General features: G+C 52.7%; 20 protein-coding genes, 1 tRNA gene and 1 pseudogene. 7 read left to right on the top strand and 15 right to left on the bottom strand.

Annotated features, from left to right (window positions below; translation table 11 throughout):
* Positions 1–232 precede the first annotated feature (232 nt).
* The 6 genes from ACFQUU_RS19930 (at position 233) to csgH (ending at position 4905) form a co-directional block, all read left to right on the top strand.
* A complete protein-coding gene (locus ACFQUU_RS19930) occupies positions 233–694 on the top strand; it encodes a CsgE family curli-type amyloid fiber assembly protein (RefSeq protein WP_382249863.1) in 462 nt (153 codons plus the stop codon).
* Positions 695–712: 18 nt separating this feature from the next.
* Positions 713–1162, top strand: coding sequence for a curli assembly protein CsgF (locus ACFQUU_RS19925; protein ID WP_382249862.1), 450 nt, complete (start codon positions 713–715; stop codon positions 1160–1162).
* Between the two features lie 89 nt (positions 1163–1251).
* Positions 1252–2085 (top strand): CsgG/HfaB family protein, encoded by an 834-nt coding sequence (locus ACFQUU_RS19920; RefSeq protein WP_382249861.1) that lies wholly within the window; start codon positions 1252–1254, stop codon positions 2083–2085.
* A gap of 54 nt (positions 2086–2139) precedes the next feature.
* Complete coding sequence (locus ACFQUU_RS19915) at positions 2140–2658, top strand: hypothetical protein (RefSeq protein WP_382249860.1); 519 nt, start codon at positions 2140–2142, stop codon at positions 2656–2658.
* A 50-nt stretch (positions 2659–2708) separates the two neighbouring features.
* Positions 2709–4487 carry a beta strand repeat-containing protein gene (locus ACFQUU_RS19910; RefSeq protein ID WP_382249859.1) on the top strand — a complete coding sequence of 593 codons (1779 nt, stop codon included), beginning with the start codon at positions 2709–2711 and terminating at the stop codon, positions 4485–4487.
* Positions 4488–4584: 97 nt separating this feature from the next.
* Positions 4585–4905, top strand: coding sequence for a curli-like amyloid fiber formation chaperone CsgH (csgH, locus tag ACFQUU_RS19905; protein WP_382249858.1), 321 nt, complete (start codon positions 4585–4587; stop codon positions 4903–4905).
* An 82-nt stretch (positions 4906–4987) separates the two neighbouring features.
* On the opposite strand, the gene ACFQUU_RS19900 is transcribed toward csgH, so the two are convergent.
* The 12 genes from ACFQUU_RS19900 to mutL all read right to left on the bottom strand — a co-directional run bounded on the left by ACFQUU_RS19900 (position 4988) and on the right by mutL (position 17524).
* Positions 4988–5191 carry a hypothetical protein gene (locus ACFQUU_RS19900; protein WP_382249857.1) on the bottom strand — a complete coding sequence of 68 codons (204 nt, stop codon included), beginning with the start codon at positions 5189–5191 and terminating at the stop codon, positions 4988–4990.
* 31 nt (positions 5192–5222) lie between these two features.
* Positions 5223–5567 carry a SulP family inorganic anion transporter gene (locus ACFQUU_RS19895; RefSeq protein ID WP_382249884.1) on the bottom strand — a complete coding sequence of 115 codons (345 nt, stop codon included), beginning with the start codon at positions 5565–5567 and terminating at the stop codon, positions 5223–5225.
* 530 nt (positions 5568–6097) lie between these two features.
* The gene (drt3b, locus tag ACFQUU_RS19890) at positions 6098–8059 is read right to left on the bottom strand and encodes an antiviral reverse transcriptase Drt3b (protein WP_382249856.1); all 1962 of its coding nucleotides are present in this window, start codon (positions 8057–8059) and stop codon (positions 6098–6100) included.
* A gap of 8 nt (positions 8060–8067) precedes the next feature.
* Positions 8068–9348 (bottom strand): antiviral reverse transcriptase Drt3a, encoded by a 1281-nt coding sequence (drt3a, locus tag ACFQUU_RS19885; protein WP_382249855.1) that lies wholly within the window; start codon positions 9346–9348, stop codon positions 8068–8070.
* Positions 9349–9682: 334 nt separating this feature from the next.
* Entirely contained in the window at positions 9683–10612 is a 930-nt protein-coding gene (locus ACFQUU_RS19880) for a hypothetical protein (RefSeq protein WP_382249854.1), read from the bottom strand.
* 181 nt (positions 10613–10793) lie between these two features.
* Positions 10794–10985 (bottom strand): helix-turn-helix transcriptional regulator, encoded by a 192-nt coding sequence (locus ACFQUU_RS19875; RefSeq protein WP_382249853.1) that lies wholly within the window; start codon positions 10983–10985, stop codon positions 10794–10796.
* Positions 10986–11116: 131 nt separating this feature from the next.
* On the bottom strand, positions 11117–11878 hold the full coding sequence (locus tag ACFQUU_RS19870) for a DUF6387 family protein (RefSeq protein ID WP_382249852.1): 762 nt from the start codon (positions 11876–11878) through the stop codon (positions 11117–11119).
* A gap of 2 nt (positions 11879–11880) precedes the next feature.
* Complete coding sequence (locus tag ACFQUU_RS19865; RefSeq protein ID WP_382249851.1) at positions 11881–13137, bottom strand: tyrosine-type recombinase/integrase; 1257 nt, start codon at positions 13135–13137, stop codon at positions 11881–11883.
* Between the two features lie 164 nt (positions 13138–13301).
* Positions 13302–13378, bottom strand: a tRNA-Met gene (locus ACFQUU_RS19860).
* A gap of 60 nt (positions 13379–13438) precedes the next feature.
* On the bottom strand, positions 13439–14410 hold the full coding sequence (gene miaA, locus ACFQUU_RS19855; RefSeq protein WP_382249850.1) for a tRNA (adenosine(37)-N6)-dimethylallyltransferase MiaA: 972 nt from the start codon (positions 14408–14410) through the stop codon (positions 13439–13441).
* A complete protein-coding gene (locus ACFQUU_RS19850) occupies positions 14407–15624 on the bottom strand; it encodes a multidrug effflux MFS transporter (RefSeq protein ID WP_382249849.1) in 1218 nt (405 codons plus the stop codon). The genes miaA and ACFQUU_RS19850 overlap by 4 nt, the downstream gene beginning before the upstream one ends.
* A 4-nt stretch (positions 15625–15628) precedes the next feature.
* Positions 15629–17524, bottom strand: a complete 1896-nt coding sequence (gene mutL / locus ACFQUU_RS19845) for a DNA mismatch repair endonuclease MutL (protein ID WP_382249848.1) — start codon at positions 17522–17524, stop codon at positions 15629–15631.
* Between the two features lie 146 nt (positions 17525–17670).
* On the opposite strand from mutL, the pseudogene ACFQUU_RS19840 reads away from it, so the two are divergent.
* Positions 17671–18009, top strand: a pseudogene (locus ACFQUU_RS19840) (hypothetical protein).
* Between the two features lie 29 nt (positions 18010–18038).
* Here ACFQUU_RS19840 and ACFQUU_RS19835 read toward each other — a convergent pair.
* The 3 genes from ACFQUU_RS19835 to tsaE all read right to left on the bottom strand — a co-directional run bounded on the left by ACFQUU_RS19835 (position 18039) and on the right by tsaE (position 20478).
* Positions 18039–18542, bottom strand: coding sequence for a chemotaxis protein CheW (locus ACFQUU_RS19835; protein ID WP_382249883.1), 504 nt, complete (start codon positions 18540–18542; stop codon positions 18039–18041).
* Positions 18543–18667: 125 nt separating this feature from the next.
* Positions 18668–20029 (bottom strand): N-acetylmuramoyl-L-alanine amidase, encoded by a 1362-nt coding sequence (locus tag ACFQUU_RS19830; RefSeq protein WP_382249847.1) that lies wholly within the window; start codon positions 20027–20029, stop codon positions 18668–18670.
* Positions 19993–20478, bottom strand: a complete 486-nt coding sequence (gene tsaE, locus ACFQUU_RS19825) for a tRNA (adenosine(37)-N6)-threonylcarbamoyltransferase complex ATPase subunit type 1 TsaE (protein WP_382249846.1) — start codon at positions 20476–20478, stop codon at positions 19993–19995. The genes ACFQUU_RS19830 and tsaE overlap by 37 nt, the downstream gene beginning before the upstream one ends.
* Positions 20479–20495: the final 17 nt, after the last annotated feature.

Here is a 20495-nt window from a genome sequence, read left to right as displayed (position 1 = left end):
CCAACCTATAACGTGACAAATGAGATCGATGGATTTTTTTGACTGGCAAGGCGCAGGAGGAGTCAATAGCGGGCTATTGACGACGAGTGCAACGCAGGCAGGCGGCTCGGCGCCCCCGGAAAAAGACGCGATGTCATGGTGCGTTATGGGTTGGGATTGGTATTAGTTGGTGGCAAAAGATCTCGCATGCGCTTCGCGGATGCCGTTGGTCCGCAGTTCTTTAACTGAAAGCATGCGCGTGCAGATTCGGAAAGGGAAAGAAATAAAAATAATTCCTCGCTTCATCGAGGCTGGCTTCATTTTTTACGCGTCCTGGTTTATCGGAGGGGTATCGAATGCCGCCGCATTGTCCCCCTCGTCTTTACTGGAGTCCTATGGCGGCATCGTGGTTAACCAGACCGTCACAGTCGCCGGGCAGGAGTTCTTCCAGTGCTTTGTAGCCGCATGGCGAGACCGGGATTCGAGCGATCGGTACGCCATTTCGGTCACGGAACGCCCTTCGGCGCGCTGGGGCAGCCAGATCTGGATCGAGTTCGCGCAGCGTCGGGTCTTCCAGGCACCGCTGCCGACCGCCCGCGTGGGCATTCGGGCATTGAGTGAGCAGGCGACCGAAGTCGTTGCACAAATGGTCGCCGATATGGAAGTTGAGCGTCTCTTATTCCGCGAGCCGGACCTTGGCCCGGATGAACTTTGAAACCACAGGGGTATAGCAATGGAAAGCGGTAAGCGACTCTGCCACATCTTCCGCCTCGCGGCGATCATTGCGCTGGTTGGCTGGGCATCTGCATGCAGCGCGACTGAACTGGTGTACTCGCCGGTCAACCCTGCTTTCGGCGGGAGCCCCCTCAATGGCTCCGTGCTGCTAAATGCCGCACAGGCGCAGAACAAAACCAAGGATCCCGACGCGCCTGTGGCCACGCAGAGCGCACAGCAGACTTCGCTGCAGCAGTTCAACGACATCCTGGAGCGCTCGGTGCTCAGTCGCCTTGCCTCCGCAGCGACCTCTGGCATCATGGGGTCGAACGGGCAGCTTATGCCAGGCACGGTAAATACCGGCAATTTTTCTATCCAGATCAGCGATCTTGGCGGCGGTCTGCTGCAAGTCACCACAACGGACAAGGTAACCGGCGCTTCTACTTCCTTTCAGGTAGGGCAGCAATGAATGTCCTCTCCATCACTGCAAGACTCTTTGCTTGCTCCAAGACTTTATTGTGCAGCACACTTTTGCTAGGCCTGACAGGATGCGCGTTGATGCAATCACCATCCAATGTCGCCGCTAATGCAAAGCTGACACCGCCGACCCGCGTCACACGCGATCTGCTGCGCCTGCCAGAACCGAAGGGCAAGGTGGTTGCCGCCGTCTATGGCTTCCGTGATCAAACCGGACAATACAAACCTGCACCGGACAGTTCGTTCTCGACAACCGTGACTCAAGGTGCGGCATCAATGCTGGTGAAAGCGCTCAAGGATTCCGGTTGGTTCACGCCGGTCGAGCGAGAAAATCTGCAAAACCTCCTGACCGAACGCAAAATCGTCCGCGCCCTTGAGACGCCTCAGGACAAGAACCTTCAGATCAACCTTCCGGCGCTGGTTCCGGCAACCATCCTGATTGAGGGCGGTATCGTCGCATACGAAACCAATGTCCGAACCGGCGGCGCAGGTGCCCGGTATCTCGGCGTCGGTGCAAAGTCGCAATACCGGGTAGATCAGGTCACTGTGACTCTGCGGACGGTGGATATACGCAGCGGCCAGATTCTCAACGCAGTCTCGACGACCAAGACCATCTATTCCTATGAATTGTCGACCGGCGTGTTTCGCTTCGTGAACTTCAAGGAACTGCTCGAACTGGAAGCAGGATATACCCGCAACGAACCTTCCCAGCTCTGTGTCAAGGAAGCGATCGAAGCTGGGGTGGCTCATCTGATTGTGCAGGGGCTGCAGGACAAGATGTGGGCGCTCAAGAGTGAAGACGACTGGCACTCTCCCATCTTGCAAGCCTATCTGAAGGAAAAGAGCGAATACCTGAGCCAGCTCGACGAGGTGCCCATCGCAGAAGTCGAATACGACAGCATGGTCGGCCACTAGGCCAATTCTCATTCTTTTCACCATTATATGAAAGGTACCGTGATGGCCATCGCCATGCGTATTACTTTGTCTCGCGCTGCCCGCGCAATCCGGACAGCGGCACATACCGCCATCCTGGCGATAGGACTGACTGGTGCATTGCTCGCATCCGCCACAGACATGGCCGCCCGCTCCGAACTCGGTCCTGCCGAACTGACGCCTGGTAACTCGCATGGTCATCAGGCGCGCATCAGCCAAGTCGGTGATCTGAATGACGCCATCCTCAGACAACAAGGAAACCAGCACTCCGGACAGGTCAGTCAGAGTGGCTACGGTAATGAAGTTGACGCAATCCAAAACGGCAAATCAAACCAGTTTGCTTCCAGTCAGTCGGGAAGCGGCAACGACATCAGTCTTGTCCAGGCGGGGCGTGCGAATCGCGCCAACGTGGCGCAAATCGGGGATGCCAATCGTGTAGCGATCGAGCAGGCCGGCAACCGCAACGTAGTCAACATTCAACAAAATCCGCTCAGTCCAAACCTGTTGGTACAGCAGCATGGAAACGGTCTTGCAGCAAGGGTGGTCCAGTACTAGGGGCACTAGATCACCTCAGCATTACAGCCCTTATCATTTAGGAGAATGAATTGAAAATTAAACTGACAGCACTCGCACTCGGTATCAGCCTCGCATACTCTGCATCTCCCGCCTTTGCACAGGCGACCATCTCGTCGACCGGTTCCGGCAACGACGCATACATTGAACAAAACGCTGTGTCAGGTTCGTCCGCAGCAATCACACAGAATGGTAACGGCAACAAGGCCGGCGTGCCGGGCGCAACTCCAAGCGATCCGGCATCCGTACCAGGTATCCTGCAAAAGAATAGCAGCGCCGTGATTGCCGCAATCGACCAGAATGGCAACGGCAACGTTGCTGGTATCACGCAAGATGCCGCCACAAACAGCAAGGCGACTGCTTCCCAATCCGGTGATGCCAACCAGGCTGTGGCAACACAGACCGGTAGCAGCCAGAATGCTGCCATCACCCAGTCCGGTTCCGCCAACAATGCGCTGGTTAACCAGAGCGGTGCAAACCAGACGGCTACTGTCACAACCGTTAATTCCGTCAACAGCACTGCGATCGTCAACCAGGTTGATGGCTCCGCCGCCGGCAACACCGCGACGGTATTGCAGGACGGCGTGCAGAACCAATCTGCACAAGTGACTCAGTCCGGTAACGGCCAGGCAGCATCGGTGACGCAGAACGCTGGCTCGCACGATGGCAGCGCTGTCATCACCCAAGCCGGCAGCGACAACAAGGCAAACGTTCTTCAAACCAATACCTGGTTCAGCAACGCTACTGTCATGCAGTTCGATTCTTCGAACACTGCAAACGTGACCCAAGGCGGTCTGGCTGATTACAGCAACGCCAACGTGTTCCAGTCCGGCAGCAACCAAAATGCCACCGTCAATCAGAGCGGCGCAAGCTATTTCCCCGGCGGCGCTGTTTCTGAAGGCAAGTTCACCGCCAACGTCAACCAGACTGGCGGCAATGCCAACGTAGCGAAGGTTACGCAGTCAAACGGTTATCAGAGCAATGCGCTGGTAAACCAGAACAACACCTACAACCAGACCGCGACCGTGACGCAAACTGGTGATAACCAGAGTGCCGTTATCAACCAGAATGCTGGCACAAAAGAAGGCAGTGCAACGGTGACGCAATCGGGAAGCGGCAGCAAGGCCAACGTTCTGCAGACGAATACATGGTCGAGCAACGCATCTATTAACCAATCCGGTGCGGTGCAAACTGCAAACATTACACAAGGCGGTTTGGCTGACTTTAGCAAGGCAACGATCGACCAGTCCGGTAACAATCAGGTTGCAGGCATTCACCAGAGTGGTGGTACCGTTTCCCCAGGTGGCGGTGTGGTACAAGGTTTGTTCGATGCAAGTATCACCCAGCTGGGCAATAGCAATCTCGCGAACGTTACGCAGACCAATGGCTACAAGGATATCGCATCGGTCTATCAGAATGGCTCGTTCCAGACCGCAACAATCACGCAAAACGGCGGTAACAACAGTTCCGCAACCATCGCACAGGATGGCACATTGAACACTGCATCGGTAGCACAGAACAATGCAGCCAATTCTTCAGCGAAGATTGTTCAGGCAGGCAACAACAATGATGGCTCGATCAATCAGGGCGGTGGTAACGCATTGAATGCATCGATCGCACAAACTGGTGATTGGAGCTATGCTAATGTTGCACAGGCCGGCAATGGCAGCTTCGCTACTATCGCGCAGCATGGCGATGGCGCAAGCTACGCGGCACGTAATACTGCTGCTATCCTGCAAACCGGAAATGGTCATGTTGCATCGATCAATCAGGTTGGCAACACAAACCATGCAGCTATCTGGCAGCACTAATAGTTGAGCGTTGAGCCTCACTGATGCGAGGCTGGCGGACTTTGAAGGCGGGCATAATATGCCCGCCTTTTTACCATCGTTCTAAAGGAATTACATCATGGTGGCAGATGCAGACCTTCAAGTCTGGCTGGACTCGACTCCCGGCGGCGGGAAAATGGTGATGGTCCCCTATGTCAAGAGCGTTAATGACGTCCGGCTCGGTTTCAGGATGGATGTGCTTCAGCAGGCGGGTGCCGGCACTTCGCGCATCAGCCAGCAAGGGCAGATTACCGCGCTCGCCGCACGACCCACACGACTTGGTCAGGTAACAGTAAGCGTGCAACCGGATGCCAATTGCCAGGTCGAGCTCACCCTGAAACGGGATGGACAGGGCGAGAGCACCTACCGCTTCGACTGCACAGGGAAACCGGCGCCATAGTATGGTTTGCCGGCCATTCATTGACGGCCATAACAATCAGCCAAGTTTGTTATCCGCGATATGGTAGTGCGGGTCTTCAAACTCATTGACCTCCACCATACCTTTGCCTTGTCCAGCAGTTCAAGGCAATCATCGCCTTTGCCTGGATCTGTTTGGCGTGCTGCCATGCGAACACGAGCGACGCAAACACGACGCCGGCAAAAACAGCGATGACCAGATCCGTCAGCACGATGATGATCGTGACGTCCGCCGCGATCATCGCATCCTGTTTTGGGATCTTGCGCAACGCCTAGAGACTGCTCCATCCAAATGTCTTCTCACAGACAACAAACATGAGTCCAACGAGCGCGGCCAGCGGGATCATCTCGATCCAGTGGGAGAGAAACAAGATGAAACCGAGCAGAAAACAGCGACCACCAGACCCGACAATCTTTGCCGTGCCCCGTTGTAATGCTGATCATGCTCTGCCCGATCATTGCGCATCCGCTCATCGTCGCAAAGAAGTGCCCAACCACATTGGCGGTGCCTTGCGCCAGACACTCGCGGTTTGGCTTGCCTCGTGTGTTCGTGATGTCGTCAATCAGGTTGAGGGTCAACAGCGACTGGATCAGCGCGATCGCGGCCAGAATCAGCGCATAGGGAAAAAGCGATGTAGAGCGTATCCAGTGTCAGAGGAACTTGGGAGAATATGGAACTGTGGCAGTCCACCGGTGATGGAATCCATATCCCCGACAGTTTTGGTCTCAATATCGCAATCCGGCGACCGGTCCAATACGATCAGGATTGCCGTCCACGAACCGCCGGCCTAACGGTCATACAAAGCAAAAGGCCGTAACCCATTTGACAGGTTACGGCCTTTAGTATTTGGTGGTGATAGGTTCCCTTGAATAGACTCAATATCTCATTGAAAAATAACAATAAGTTCAATAGGTGTTTATGTAAATGCCCCAAAAAATGCCCTAAAACTAAACCGGCATAACAAGGGTGGAAGGGAACGGTTGTAGGTGAAAGATGAAGAAGTTCCTGAGTGTGTGGATGGCTAACGCCACCGCTCAGACTGCATAACTCCCTATCCTCCTGCCGGGGGATAGCGACTTTAGGGTCGAAAAGCTACTTTTTAGGGTAGCCCATTGCAAATGCGAACTGCCAAATGAGGAGGAACTTCGTTCATCTTTCAAGTTCAGAGGCTACCTCATTCATAGGCTTGTTTCAACTCCTTCTTTTCTAAAGAATTTAGAAGATCAACATCAGCCCAGTCAACCTGCCAATGCGTTGTAGCAGCGGCATGAAAAAATGAGTCAATTTCATGCGAGAGTGGGAGACCCTTTTGGAGCACGGCGTAGACGTCCTTTATCCATCTGGCTTTTGTATGCTGTTCGACAAATGGACAAGACAACATATCTAGAAAAAGGTATGCCTTTTCTGCATCAAATAAAATGTCAGACAACTTCCCGAGTTTCTGATCTACTTGATTCAGAATACCTTTTCTCACACGTTCATACTGGGCATGGTCCCGGATATAAAAAAGGCAGGAGACAATCGTAAAGTAAGTAAGGTTTCTATTCTTAATGAACAAATTATCAAGGACATCTTCAGGAAGAAGGTAGTTGTCGCCAAGTTCACGGATCGCCAAGACAATGTTGAGGCATTCCAGATGAATAAATCCTTCCACGCCCTCACCATGAGGCTTTCCGCATTGATCTAATAAAAGAGTAGACGAGAGTTCATAAATTCTTTGCGAAACTGTAGCCACTTGATCGCAGAGATACTTCTTGGTGAATCGAAATATGAGGATAATCGAGGTGCTTAATTTGTAAGATGCTCCAACCGAAGGGGCAACGCTATATAGAAAAAATAGAACGTCTAGCAAGACCTCTAACGAATGTAGGTAAGGCTCTTCTGCACCCACTACGTCCTCGTCCGTGACATTTACCAGCTTTTTTACGCGTTCAGTGATTACCGAGATCAAGAACGAAGCGACTTCATCGTAATTCGCCTCGCTATACGAACACAGCGCCTTGACTGAGTCGATATAGCTTTTGGTGAGTCTCCAACGTGAAAATACCGGTTTAGGAGCTAGAGAGTTCAGCCCGATTTGACTTAAAAATTTATCAAAAAAGTCGTTTGCCTGTTTCCCTGCTTCGTAAATTAATCTCGACTTCGTCGTAACAAATGGGCGGTGAAAGGTAAGAGACTTTGCTATGTTTGCATGCAAATTAAACGACACCAAGATATCCGAATAAGTGTCATAGACAAGTTTTGCTTCCTTATCGTTGTCCGCGAAGATAAACACGTCGTCGACGTAACGGCGAAATGTATAGTGAATACCGAATGTACGATTACTTAGTCGGGCTATGACGCGCTTATCTATCTCTTGAAATAGGATCTCGGCGAAAATCCGACTCACTTCGGGGCCAATGGGGATACCATTAGTTTCATTGTGATTGCCATGTCGAATGACTGCATCAAAGTCTTGGCCAAATGTAGAAGAGACTGCGACGTTTTGCTTTGTAAAACGCTTGTCTTTAACAGCCCAAGACAGGCAATGAGTATAGATGCTATCAAAGCATTTTGATACGTCCAACGTTACTAGGACTGCGAATCTCTTTTCCAGCGAAAAGTAATCTTTCGAATTGAAGAACTTATATAAACGGTCGTATCCTCGATAAGAGAAATATGATGGCGCATGCTTAGAATACCTATCTAGCGAAGAGAGTGAGACATTTCCGTTCTTGTACTGATTAATTTTTTCCCAAGAACTCTTATTGTAGAAACTTCCCGCAATACTCTGAGGCGATCGGATTGAGCCAACACCTTCTGAGCAGTAGTGAAGAATTAGGCGTTCATACTTTTGATAAAAGTTCTTGATTTGCCATTGTGAGAGCGGATGTAGTAGTGATAGTCGCCGAAACTCAACGAAGTTTTTCTTAATTTTGTAGTTATAAGGAATTGTTGAGTTAACAGAGGAGGGATGACCTTCCCCTAGGACTAGTGCTTCCGTAATAGTTCTTTGTACAGCACCCGTAGACTCAATTTCCTTGATTCTGTCATAGAGGCCGTCATTCGAAAAAATTATTGGAGTTTCAAAAGGAAGTGTCTCGGTGACGAGAATTCGGTTGTAGTCGCTGCGCTTAATCTTATGCTTTGCTTTCACTTTTTCCCTCAATTAAGCCAGCATTTTTGAATTTGGGATATACGTGCTGCCGAGAAGTGGACAAATGTCTTTTTATTGTGTCCGCGAACAAAGCTCTGTGAGAGTAATTGGCGCTTCTGCTGTGCGTTGAGGACGGCAGATGTCATGCTTGAAACTCTTCCAGTCTTTGACAAGATAGAATTGCGAAGGAATCGGTCTAGTTCCTTCAAGCCTTTCGCATCTTGCGAGACCTGGGGATAGCTGTGATAAATGCCCGCAAGCTTTTTCCCGCCAACTTTAGGGTTATACACACTGAAGTTCTGCGTTAAAAACTTGATTCTATCGATTAGAAGGCTCCAGTTCGAAGTCGTAGCGTAGTCGAGGAATGACCTAACAATTCGCTTTTTAAGCTTGCGAATCTTGCCGCTTGCGACATCTGCAACAACGTGCCTTGCATGTGCACCACTTTTAACTTTGGTATTTAGTGGCGGTTCGTTCACTGAAAATGAATAGCCAAGATAATCGAACTGCAAAATATGCGGGGGTATTGCTGGTGCCTTTGCTGGACTGACTCTCTTGTCTGCTGAAAAGACATCACTTTTTATTGCATTTAGGGTTAAGCCATTTGGTAGGATGCGTTCAATCCAGGTTGAGAAGAGTACAGAGTCCTCTCGCGCTGAGGTAAGAACTATGATGTCGTCGACGAATCTCGAATAAAAGAAAACGTCGTCATGTCCTGCGACCATTGAATCAAATTCTTGCATGAGCCAATCGGATAGAACGGCGCTTAATGCTAGTCCACGTGGTAACCCATAGCCTCCAATAAGTTCATGATTTCTTAATATTGCGGCGACTAGCGTTTTGCTATGGGGGCTTAACTTAGGTAACTCGTTTACAGCTTTAAGAACATTTTCACGGTTGAATGATTCATAGAAGCTCTTTACATCAAAACGATAAACTTTATAGGGTATCCCCTCTTCGAGAAGTAACTGCAAATTTGCAACTATTTGAGAGCGCCCACGAGTTAAGACCTTCGTCGCTCTCTTGATGTTCGTACGTAGCTTACGAGCGACGATTTCGTCAGAAAGTTTTGCAAACCCGAAGACGGTCTTACCTTCGAGTGGAAAAGCTGTTAGTAGATTTGCGGTTCCAATGTGAGGAGGCGGCAAGAAGTAGCTGTTCGCCGCATTTAAGGCCAGAGTGAGAAGCTTTTCTTTAAAAGCAGCTTGGTCTTTCGCTGGGATTCTTCGGAAGTCGCTCTTTCGGATTTCACGCTCTAGAGTCTTCCTGCAAAACGACTGGTCGTACACAGCCCCTCTCTTGTTATACGTTATGGTTGCTAAAATGTAACAGAATCATAGGGAGTTGTAAAAGTGCTCTGTGTTTTCTGCAACGGATACCCGGAGGGTGGCTCGGATTACAGAGTTAATAGTGGACACGCAGCTATCAGTTACCTCTTGATCCCTTCGTTGACGAAAAATTTGATAAGGGTCAATTAGAAATCGGATTCAGGGCAAAAAGCTGCTGCACCTTTGGTTTGGTCGAATCACAAATTTACACGCTCGATTTTTGTAATCGATTTCATAAAATTGCAGGTTTTGGTAACAAATAAGCTTTTCGGGCTTTAATATGGATAGCACCTGTCTATCGAACGAATGCGTCTGGGTGTCCAATTGCTTTCGCGATTGCAGCATGGGCATTTTCCCAAAGGTGCTCGGGATTCCACCAATTTGGCGAAGGCCCTTCCAAAAGAAAGTTTTTAAGTTGCTGGCGCTTGCGCCGATCCTTCTCTCGCGAAACCACGGCGTACGCCCCTGCCCGTTTTGCTGCGTCTATGAGAAGGCTTCGAAAAAAATCGTCCTGTACGAGTGGAAGGTTTTCAAATACCTGAACTTCGTAGTTCTGAAATGGATTCTCGCCGTTATGGACGAAATCTCGAATGTCATTAATGTCTCTAAGTCGAATCTCAAATCGGGTTAGGGGAGTCAGTCTTCGGGCAGAAGATCCATTTAATAACCTCCAATATGCCTCATCGTTTCCCTCGAATTTGCGATAAATCCGCTCGGCTCTTTTGTCGTAGATGAGTAGATACCTGTCACTCTCTGGATCGCCGATTTCTTGAGAATTTAGGTAGCCGGTTTTGTCATAAACTTCCCTCGGCGAGTAGTAGCGCCCAGAGACTGAACGACGCAGCATAGTAAAAACAATTATTGACTCAACCGGAACTCGATATAGGTCGAAAGCGAAATCCAGTCGCGTGTATCTACCGTTCAACAAATAGTCTTCCGTATACGATGGAACACAGTAACGCAAAACATCTTTTATAAATTCTGATGGATTCGGCGCGACGCGGCCTGCGCGATGCGGATTCCATTCGAGTCGCATATAGCGACTGCTCTTATATTTGCCATATGGCTCGATTTGAAGCACGCATGAGTAGCCTTCACCCAGTGGAATCCGAAATGCCTTCCTATAGCCAATAAGAAGTTTACTAGAACGGTACTGCTCTTTGTCTATTACGCCATCATCACTAAGCGATTCAAGGCGAGCCTTGGTTTCCTCTCTTTCGGGCATAGGAACTTCCAGTGTCACACTTAATCGATCTACAAATAATCCCATACTGAACATAGCCATACTCGCTATACCTATTTCTATCGATATATTTACGTACCCCTGGCCTGCTAATAGACCTCAGTGAATATTCGAAGGAATCTGTTTGAAATTGATTTCAATATTCACTGCCTAATAGCAGTCATCATTTGCGGACCATTGCGGTACGACTTTCGATCCATGCATCGATTTCAGAAGAGCGCCAGCCAACCGCACGGAGGCCTAATGAGACGTGGGAGGGAAATTGACCGGCTTTGATGGCGTTGTAGATGCTAGATTTGCGCAAGCCAGTGCGAGCAATAACATCTGGAAGACGGAGGATGAAATCTTGAGCCATGTTGCACTCCTTTGTGCGTTGTTGAACATGGCTGCATCTTGACGGGCGCGTGAATTATTTTCGAGCCGTGAAGAGTCTTGGATGTTTCCGGAAGGATTCTTTGCAAAAACTTTCCGGATTTTTAGCACTACCTAGTTTTTAGCGGGGAGAGTAGCGAGAATTTTGTCGAAATAACCGTCAAGGGTTTGCTTGGCTAGTGGCGCGGTAGTCTTTCGTATAACGTCCTCTCCTTCCTCCGCATGAGGGAAGATCGCATTGCAATAGACTCGATTTGGAATGGTAATGTCTTCTTCGAAACTCCATAGAGTTAAATCAAGATAGGGGAGTAGTCCGACACGAATCCATTCTTGAAAATTCGGCGTTCGGAATCTGTCTTCTATAGCTGCTGAAGCATTTCCTCGGCCCTTTGCCTGCCGTATAAATGTTGTGAAACTCTCGATTAAGAGCCGTTCTGGGACATCTAGGTCAATATTCGCAATGACCTCATTCGAAACTTGCGTATGCCTGATGAAGTCGTGGTCGTTGCGGTGACGGTTGATGTCCTCTGGTGTTGCATAACTCACTCCTGCACTTGGTTTATCAAGGAAATCGGCAATTGAAATTCCAGTGTGCAGCGGCGTAGTGATGTCTAAAATTGGAGTCTTTCTTGTAACGCCAAGTAATGAGGCTGCGTTTTGCTGGTTTTTAAGCGCTCGCATTGCAGTCGGGTTATCCAGGTGTTTTTCGTAGAACGACATAGGGATAGCCCAGTTTATGTGCTGGGCGAGGTTAGTGCGTGCAGAGATTTGCCAATACCAGTCGATGCTGGTCAAGTCTTTGGCGTCAGCATACTTCGCAAGATCAAACCAATCAGGAAGTTGGGATGCATTTTTTAGCCGGGTCTCTTTAGTCACTTCTACGCCACCTTGCCAAAGATGCCCGTAACTACACTCTTTTCTGCTTTCAGATTGTCTAAATAATCCGCCCACGCTTGCATCATTTTTTTTCGCTCCTGAAGGTGGGATGTGCGGTTATAGGCTCGACCGTTCGGGTCTCTTACTGCATGTGCGAGTTGGTGCTCAATGAAATCTGGTCGGAATCCTAAAACTTCGTCCAGAATTGTCCGGGCCATCGCCCGAAATCCATGGCCACTCATTTCTTCAGTTGAAATGCCCATACGGCGCATCGCGGATAAAACAGCGTTGTCGCTCATCGGCCTGTCGCTAGATCGCGGATTTGGGAAAAGATAGGTTCCACGACCGGTAATAGGATGCAGTTCCTGAAGAATCGAGATGGCCTGCGTGGATAGTGGAACAACATGCGGAGTATTGGTCTTCGTGACGATATAACGCCATTCCGCAGCATCGAGGTCGAAGTCTGCCCATTTGGCTGCCCGTAGTTCTCCAGGGCGAACGAAGACCAATGGAGCCAGCTTTAACGCGGCTTGGACGGCAGGGGAGCCTTTATAACTATCCAAGGCACGGAGAAGTGGGCTAACTTCCTTTGGGTCGGTAATTGATGCGAAGTGAGTTCTCCGACTTTTCAATGACGGTAAGGAGCCGCGAAGATCACTCATGGGATCGCGGTCAGCCCGACCTGTGGCTACGGCATAGCGAAAGACCTGGCTGCAGTTCGCTTGCACGCGGTAAGCAGTTTCTAAGACGCCCCGTTTCTCGATGCGACTCGTTATGGAGCGCATCTCTGGGGCGGAAAGCGTTGAAATCGGCTTCTCTCCAATGTATGGAAAGACATCCTTTTCAAAGCGCCCGAGTATTTTGTCGTGATGGCTTTTGGCCCAGCCGTCCTTGTTCTTCGCCAGCCATTCGCGTGCGACCGCTTCGAAGCTGTTAGCATGCGCCGTCGCTTTGGAGGCTTTTAGGGCATTCCGGTGATCGGCTGGGTCAATTCCATCGGCAATCAGTCTTCGCGCCTCCGCACGCTTTTCACGAGCCTTTGCGAGAGATATTTCCGGGTAGGAGCCGAATGAAAGACGATTTTCCTTCCCGTTAGCCTGTTTGTACTTCATCCGCCACAGCTTCGAGCCGCTAGGCGTAACTTCTAAGTAGAGACCGCCACCGTCTGACAGCTTGCGTGCAGTAACCTTAAGAGCAGTGGCCTTAGGTTTGGCATTTTTTACTTGGGTTTCAGTCAGTGGTGCGACCAGCTTTGGCATTTTGGGGGCATCCTTTTCTTATTCTTTGGGAGTGCCCCCAAGCGTGCCCCCAAAAAAAAAGGATGTCAACGGACAAGTTTGGACGTTAACAAACAAAAAACCCGCGATCTCGTAGGAAGAATCGCGGGTTCTTAGACGCTCTTGGATTTCCAAAAACATCGAATTGGTGGTGATAGGTGGACTTGAACCACCGACCCCAGCATTATGAGTGCTGTGCTCTAACCAACTGAGCTATATCACCAGAATAGCCATAGATTATGCGGTCTCTGATTACGTCTGTCAAGATGTGCGAGCGGCATTGTCATGTGGAACTGGTTGCCCGATGTCGCAAATGATTTGTCACTTGGTCAACAATCTGTGCCGATGCATCCGGCTTGATACAGTCGACTACGATTCGGTCGTGCATCGATCGCAGCCAAGTCAGTTGCCGCTTGGCGAGCTGGCGTGTGGCGGCGATCCCCTTTTCTTGCAACGCTTCAAACCCGTACTGGCCATCCAGGTATTCCCAAGCCTGACGATAGCCGACACAGCGCATCGAGGGCAGGCCAAGATGCAGGTCGCCACGCGCGCGCAGCCGCTTGACTTCGCCGATCAGGCCGCCGTCACCCTGCTCAAGCATGGCGAGAAAGCGGTCAGCGATACGTTGGTGCAGCAAGCTGCGGTCGGATGGCTCAAGGGAAAGCGGCAACAGGTCGAAAGGGAGCTCACTCTTTGGAGCCTTTGCCAGCAACTCGGACATCGGCTGGCCGGTCAGCTCGATGATCTCCAGCGCACGCTGAATGCGCTGCGAATCGTTAGGTTTCAAGCGTGCCGCGGTTTCGGGATCGAGCGTGGCAAGTCTGGCATGCATGGCCGGCATGCCAACCTGTGCAGCCTCGGCATCCAGTCTGGCGCGTACATCCGGGTCGGCTTGTGGCAATTCGTCAAGACCATCACGTAATGCCTTGAAGTAAAGCATGGTGCCGCCCACCAGCAGTGGCAACTTGCCGCGACCTGCTATTTCCGCGACCAGCCTTATCGCGTCATCGCGGAATTGCATGACCGAATAGGCTTGAGTCGGGTCGAGGATGTCGATCAGGTGATGCGGTGCCTGGGCACGTTCTTCACGTGTCGGTTTGGCGGTGCCGATATCCATCCCCCGAAAAACCAGTGCCGAATCCACGGAAATGATCTCGACCGGGAGATGACGTGCAATTTCGAGTGCCGCAGCGGTCTTGCCAGACGCGGTTGGTCCCATGATCGCCACGGCCAGCGGCTTTGCGGAATGATTCATGACGCGGTTTTCAGGACGGCGCCGGGAATGGTGCGCACCGAGATAAAGATCAGCAGTCCCAGGATGCAGGAAATGATCGCTAGTGGATACAGCGTGCCATTATGGGTGGCGCCGACGATGGTGCCTACTGCAAAAGCAACGCTCATATACAGCGCTCCCATTAAACCCGCCGCCGTGCCGGCCTGTGCCGGAAAAGGCGAAACTGCGCCAGACTGTGCGATCGGGAAATTGATCCCATGGGCAAGCATTGTCGAAAACATGGCGGCCAGCATCAGCGACCAATGTGCAACGCCCAGCGTCACTGTAAGCAGGAAGCTGCCGCCGGCGAGCAAGGATACCAGGCTGCCGATACGAAACGCGCCATTGGCACCAATACGCGGCAGCAGTCGGCGGCAGACAAGAGTGCCGGTCATATAGCCTGAGACGCCCAATGCAAAGCAGTAGCCAAACCACGCGGTGGGCACCTCGAGCACTCGGATCAGGACGAAAGACGATCCCGAAATAAATGCAAAGATGGCGCCGTAGGAAAAAGCGCCGGGCAGCGCATGTGCCCAGAATTCGCGTGCACCCAATACCACCCGATAATTCGCCAGCAGGCCAGATAATTCGGTGGCGCGCGGATTTTTGTGCATATTGGTTTCGGGCATATGGCGCACGCACACTGCCAACAGGCAGGCTGAAAAGATTCCGAGCGCAGCAAAAGCGGCGCGCCAGCCGAAAGTCACCTGAAGATATGAGCCCAGGATGGGGCCGACAATCGGTGCCAGCGACAGCCAGGTGCTGGCACTGGCCACGACACGTACGCTGTGTTCGGGTTCGTACGCATCGCGAACCACCGCACGCGCAATGATGACCGCGGCGCAGCAGCCGAGTGCCTGCAGGAAGCGTGCTGAAATAAGCATGGCAATCGATGTCGACAGCCCGCACAGTATGCTTGCCGCAAGATAGAGCGCAAGTCCGCAGAGCAGGATGGGACGACGGCCGAAGCGGTCGGACAACGGTCCGATAACCAGCTGCGCGCCGCCAAAGCCAATCACGAACAGTGATAGCGTCAGTTGTACCGTCGATGGCGATACGCCGAAACCGCTCGCCAGACTCGGCAGCGACGCCAGGTAAAGATCGGTCGACAAAGGCTGCAGCATCATGAAGGCGATGATGAGCAGCAGTAGAGGAGCTTGCGCGAACTGCGCGAGTGGTCGGATGACGGTATTCACGTGTTTATTGGCCGCGCAGGAACAGCTTGTCCAGGTCCGACAGGGCGAGTTGCACCCACGTCGGCCGACCATGATTGCACTGGTCGGCGCGTTCGGTCGCTTCCATCTGGCGCAGCAGTGCATTCATTTCCGGCACTGTCAGGCTGCGATTGGCACGGACGGCGGTATGGCAGGCCAAGGTGCCGAGCATTTCATTGCGGCGCTCGACCAGGACTCGTGAACCGCCGAACTCGCGGACATCACGCAGTACATCGCGCGCCAGCGTCTGCGCATCTGCATCTTTCAGTAAGGCAGGAATGGCACGCACCGCCAGCGTGGTCGGCGACAACGCGCTGATGTCGAACCCAAGCGCCTGCAAGGCTTGCTGGTTTTCTTCCGCAGTACCGACTTCAACCGGGTCTGCATAAAAGGTGACCGGGATCAGCAGCGGCTGGATTTGCATGGCGTCCGCATCGAGCGCATTTTTCAGATGCTCGTACAGGATGCGTTCGTGTGCCGCATGCATGTCGACCAGCACCAGGCCTTTCGTGTTTTGTGCAAGGACATAAATACCGTGCAGCTGGGCAATCGCAAAACCAAGCGGGTATTCATCATCCGGCAGGCTCTGCGCCGGTGACGTGCCATAGGTGCGCTGCAATTCGGGAATGGAGTCTCTGGTCTCCGTGCCGGCAGGTCGCCCTTCCGTTCCGCCTGGCGTAAATGAAGAAGGTGAAAACAGGGCGCCGTAGGCCGCGCTGGTTTGCGCCACGCCTGCACCGGAAGAGAAGGGCATGCTGAAAGCGGTCTGTTTCTGTTCGCGCACCCACGGCAGCGTGCCCGATGTACTCGACGTACCCAATGTGCCCAACGTGCCGGATGTGGCCGTGACAGGCGGGGGAGCCGTACCAAATGCTGTTGCCGAAGTCTGGGCCAGAGCACGACTCACTGCATGAAAAACAAATTGATGTACGGCGCGGCTATCCCGGAAACGCACCTCGATCTTGGACGGATGCACGTTCACATCAACCAGGGCGGGATCGAGGTCCAGTCCGAGCACATAGCAGGGATAGCGATCGCCATGCAGCACATCCTGATAGGCCGCACGTACTGCATGAGTCAGCAGCTTGTCACGGACGAAGCGACCATTGACATAAAAATACTGGCTATCGGCGCGTGCCTTGGATGCGGTCGGCAGGCCGACAAATCCGTGCAGGCGTAAGGATCCTGAGTTTTCGTCCAGTTGCAGGCGCGCACTGGCGAATTCCTCTCCAAGTATATGCGCGCTGCGCTTCTCGACACCCGAGACATTCCAGTGGTCTATCGTTTTGCCGTTATGCGACAGCGAGAAAGTGACATCGGGCCGAGACAGCGCGATACGCCGGACCACTTCCGCGCAATGCCCGAATTCCGTTTGCTCGGATTTCAGGAATTTGCGACGCGCCGGTGTGTTGTAGTACAGGTCGCGCACGTCGACCGTGGTACCTTGGGCTCCCGACGCGGGAGTGACCTGGTTAGTCTGGTGGCCGACAATTTCCCAGGCATGCGGCGCGTCTGCGCAGCGCGATGTCAACGTCAGCTGCGCCACGGAAGCAATCGACGCAAGCGCTTCACCGCGAAACCCCAAGGTACCCACATTCTCCAAGTCATTCAGCGACGCGATCTTAGAGGTCGCATGCCGTGCGAGCGCGAGCGGCAACTGGTCTGGCGGAATACCGCGACCATTGTCGGTAATCGCAATGCGCTTGACGCCGCCTTCTTCCAGGCGAACGGTAATCTGCGTCGAGCCCGCATCGAGCGCGTTCTCCAGTAATTCCTTGACCACGGCAGAAGGGCGATCGACGACTTCGCCGGCGGCGATCTGCGAGATCAATTGGTCGGAAAGTGCCTGTATCGGACGAGGAACGGGATGCGGTGCATTCATGCTGGAATTATACCGTCGCCTGCAGCGCTTCACTGCACGTACCATTGGTGCGATAGTGCACAAATCAAGGCGGCACGAGCTCGTTCCAACGCTTATTTTTCCACGGGGCAGTGGTGTATGATGCGCCGAACTCAGATGGCGAAAGCATGGGTCTGATGCAATTCCTCGATATGATGTTGCATATCGATAAGTCCCTTGGCGTGTTTATTGATCAATAATCCGCTGGTTTACATAGTGCTGTTTGCCATCGTCTTCTGTGAAACCGGTCTGGTCGTGTTGCGTTCCTGCCGGGCGATTCCCTGCATTTCATCGCGGGAGCCTTGCTTTGGGTGATAGGCCTAATCGCGGCAGGTTATTTCTTCGGCAATATCCCAATTATCCGTAACCATCTCAACACCATTGTGTTGATCGGTGTCGGCGCGGCGGTGATCCCGGTTGCCCTCGGAGCAATATGGAAGATGTCGCGCCGGGTGTTGCGTTATTGATATTGCCTTGACATCGACGGGACGTCGGTTCAGGCAGCTGCCTGTTCAATCAGGCCCAGTTCGGCACTCGACATCATCTTGTCGATATCGACCAGAATCAGCATGCGCTCATCAATGGTCCCCAATCCAATCAGATAATCGGTGTTGAGCGCAGTGCCCATTTCCGGGGCCGGCTTGACCTGACCTGGGGAAAGCGTAATGACATCCGAAACACTGTCCACCACCATGCCGACCACGCGACCCGCAATGTTCAGAATGATGACCACCGTGAATTGGTCATAAGTCGGCGCACCGATATTGAACTTGATACGCATGTCCACGATAGGCACGATAATGCCGCGCAGATTGACCACGCCCTTGATGAATTCAGGCGCATTGGCGATGCGCGTCGGATTCTCATAGCCGCGTAATTCCTGGACCTTCAGGATCTGGATCCCATACTCTTCCTTGCCCAGCGTGAACGCCAGATACTCATCGGCGGCGAGCGCCGGGTCAGACGCTGAGGTGGTGTTTACGTTGGCGGTAGCTTGCATCATGGGCGTAACCTCGTCAAAGGATGCACTGCGAAAGAATGGGGCAAACCTGGTGTGCAGGCTTACGATCTTTAGATTAGCAGAGTTGTTGCCGTAAAGCGATTTTCCTGGCCCGGCTGGCCGGATTACATCATCCGGCTCTTGGCGAGCGGCGGGTTGCGGGCGAAATATTTCTGGATACCCTTCAATACGGCGTTTGCCATCTGATCCTGGTACGCGTCATCGGTCAGCTTGGCTTCTTCTTCCGGATTGGAGATGAATGCCGTTTCGATCAGGATGCTTGGGATATCCGGTGCCTTCAACACCGCGAAGCCAGCCTGTTCCACCGCCGACTTGTGCAGGCGGTTAATGCCGCTGATCTCTTGCAGCACGGCCTTGCCGACCTTGAGGCTGTCATTGATTTGCGCGGTCGTCGACAGATCCAGCAGCACCCTGGCGAGCTGCCGGTCCTGCGTCTTGATATTGACGCCCCCGATCAGGTCAGCCGCGTTTTCCTTGTTGGCCAGCCAGCGGGCTGCGGTTGACGACGCACCTTTTTCGGATAGCACAAAGACCGAGGATCCGCGTGCGGTCGATTCCACCCACGCATCGGCGTGGATGGAGACGAACAGGTCAGCCTGTACCTTGCGCGCCTTCTGGACACGGACATGCAGCGGCACAAAGAAGTCGCCATCGCGTGTCAGCATTACCCGCATGTTAGGCTGGCCTTCGATCTTGGCCTTGAGGCGCTTGGCAATTGCCAATACGACATCTTTTTCGCGGCTGCCGGCGCGGCCCAAGGCGCCAGGATCTTCGCCACCATGACCAGGATCGAGCGCGATCGTGATCATGCGCGTCAACGTGGACGGCTTGTCGAGTTCCGCCTTTGCCTCAGGCTTTGGCGGTGTGACATCGCCTGGTGCGGTCTGCGGCAAAGTGTTGAGTTCGGGCCTGGCTTCGGCGAGCGGCGGCAAGACCTCGGCCGGACGCTCACGGCTCCACTCCCCCTTGTTGATCAACGCAGCAATCGGGTCGACCGGATTGACCGGATAGAGATCGAATATCAATCGGTGCTTGTACTCGCCGACCGGCGCCAGGGTAAACACCTGGGGATTGACCTCTTCCTTCAGGTCAAACACGAGACGCACGACATTCGGGCGATTTTGTCCGACCCGCACCTGCTTGATATAGGGATCATTCGACTGGATCTTGGCGACCAGCTGTTTGAGTGTAGGGTTGAGTTCCAGCCCTTCGATGTCGACGACCAGGCGTTCCGGGTCCTTGATGATGAAATGGCTGGTTTTCAGGTGGGTGTCGTTTTCCAATGTCACCCGTGTGTATTCTTCGGCCGGCCACACGCGAACCGCCATGATCTGGGCGGCTTGCGCGGGCAGTGGAGAAAATACGGAGAGGAAAAGGGTGCCGCCGGCTTTAAGAATTGTGCGGCGACGACGCGATTTCACGGGGGAAGTCACAGGTTTGGCGCAAATTTCAGACGATCGAGACATTGAAAACCCTGGTCGGACAAGGCTTCACATTTTATATCACGACCTTCGCCAGAAATGCTTAAATGCATGTTTATGTCTGGCATCGGCAACACCTTTTCCGCCTTTTCAGGCCACTCGATGATGCAAATCGAATGTTCGTTGAAATGTTCGCGAAAACCCGCTTCCAGGAATTCCTGCGGGCTGGCAAGCCGGTACAAATCAAAATGGATGATGTCGACAGCTTGTCCGCCGATCTTCACGGTGTAAGGCTCCGCCAGGGTATACGTAGGACTTTTGACATGCCCCGCATGACCAGCCGCGTGCAGCAGCGCCCTGGTGAACGCAGTTTTGCCGGCGCCGAGGTCGCCGTGCAGGTAGATCGTCAGGCCCGGCGCCAGCGCGCGTGCGAACGCTGCGCCAAGGGCTGCGGTGCCGGCTTCGTCATGCAAATGAGTGTGAAACTGCCGCATCTCGTAAAATGGCTCTT

Source organism: Herbaspirillum sp. GCM10030257 (assembly GCF_042666555.1).
GTDB lineage: Bacteria > Pseudomonadota > Gammaproteobacteria > Burkholderiales > Burkholderiaceae_D > Noviherbaspirillum.
Note: the sequence above shows the minus strand (reverse complement) of the source record. Positions and strands in the feature narration are given on the sequence as shown.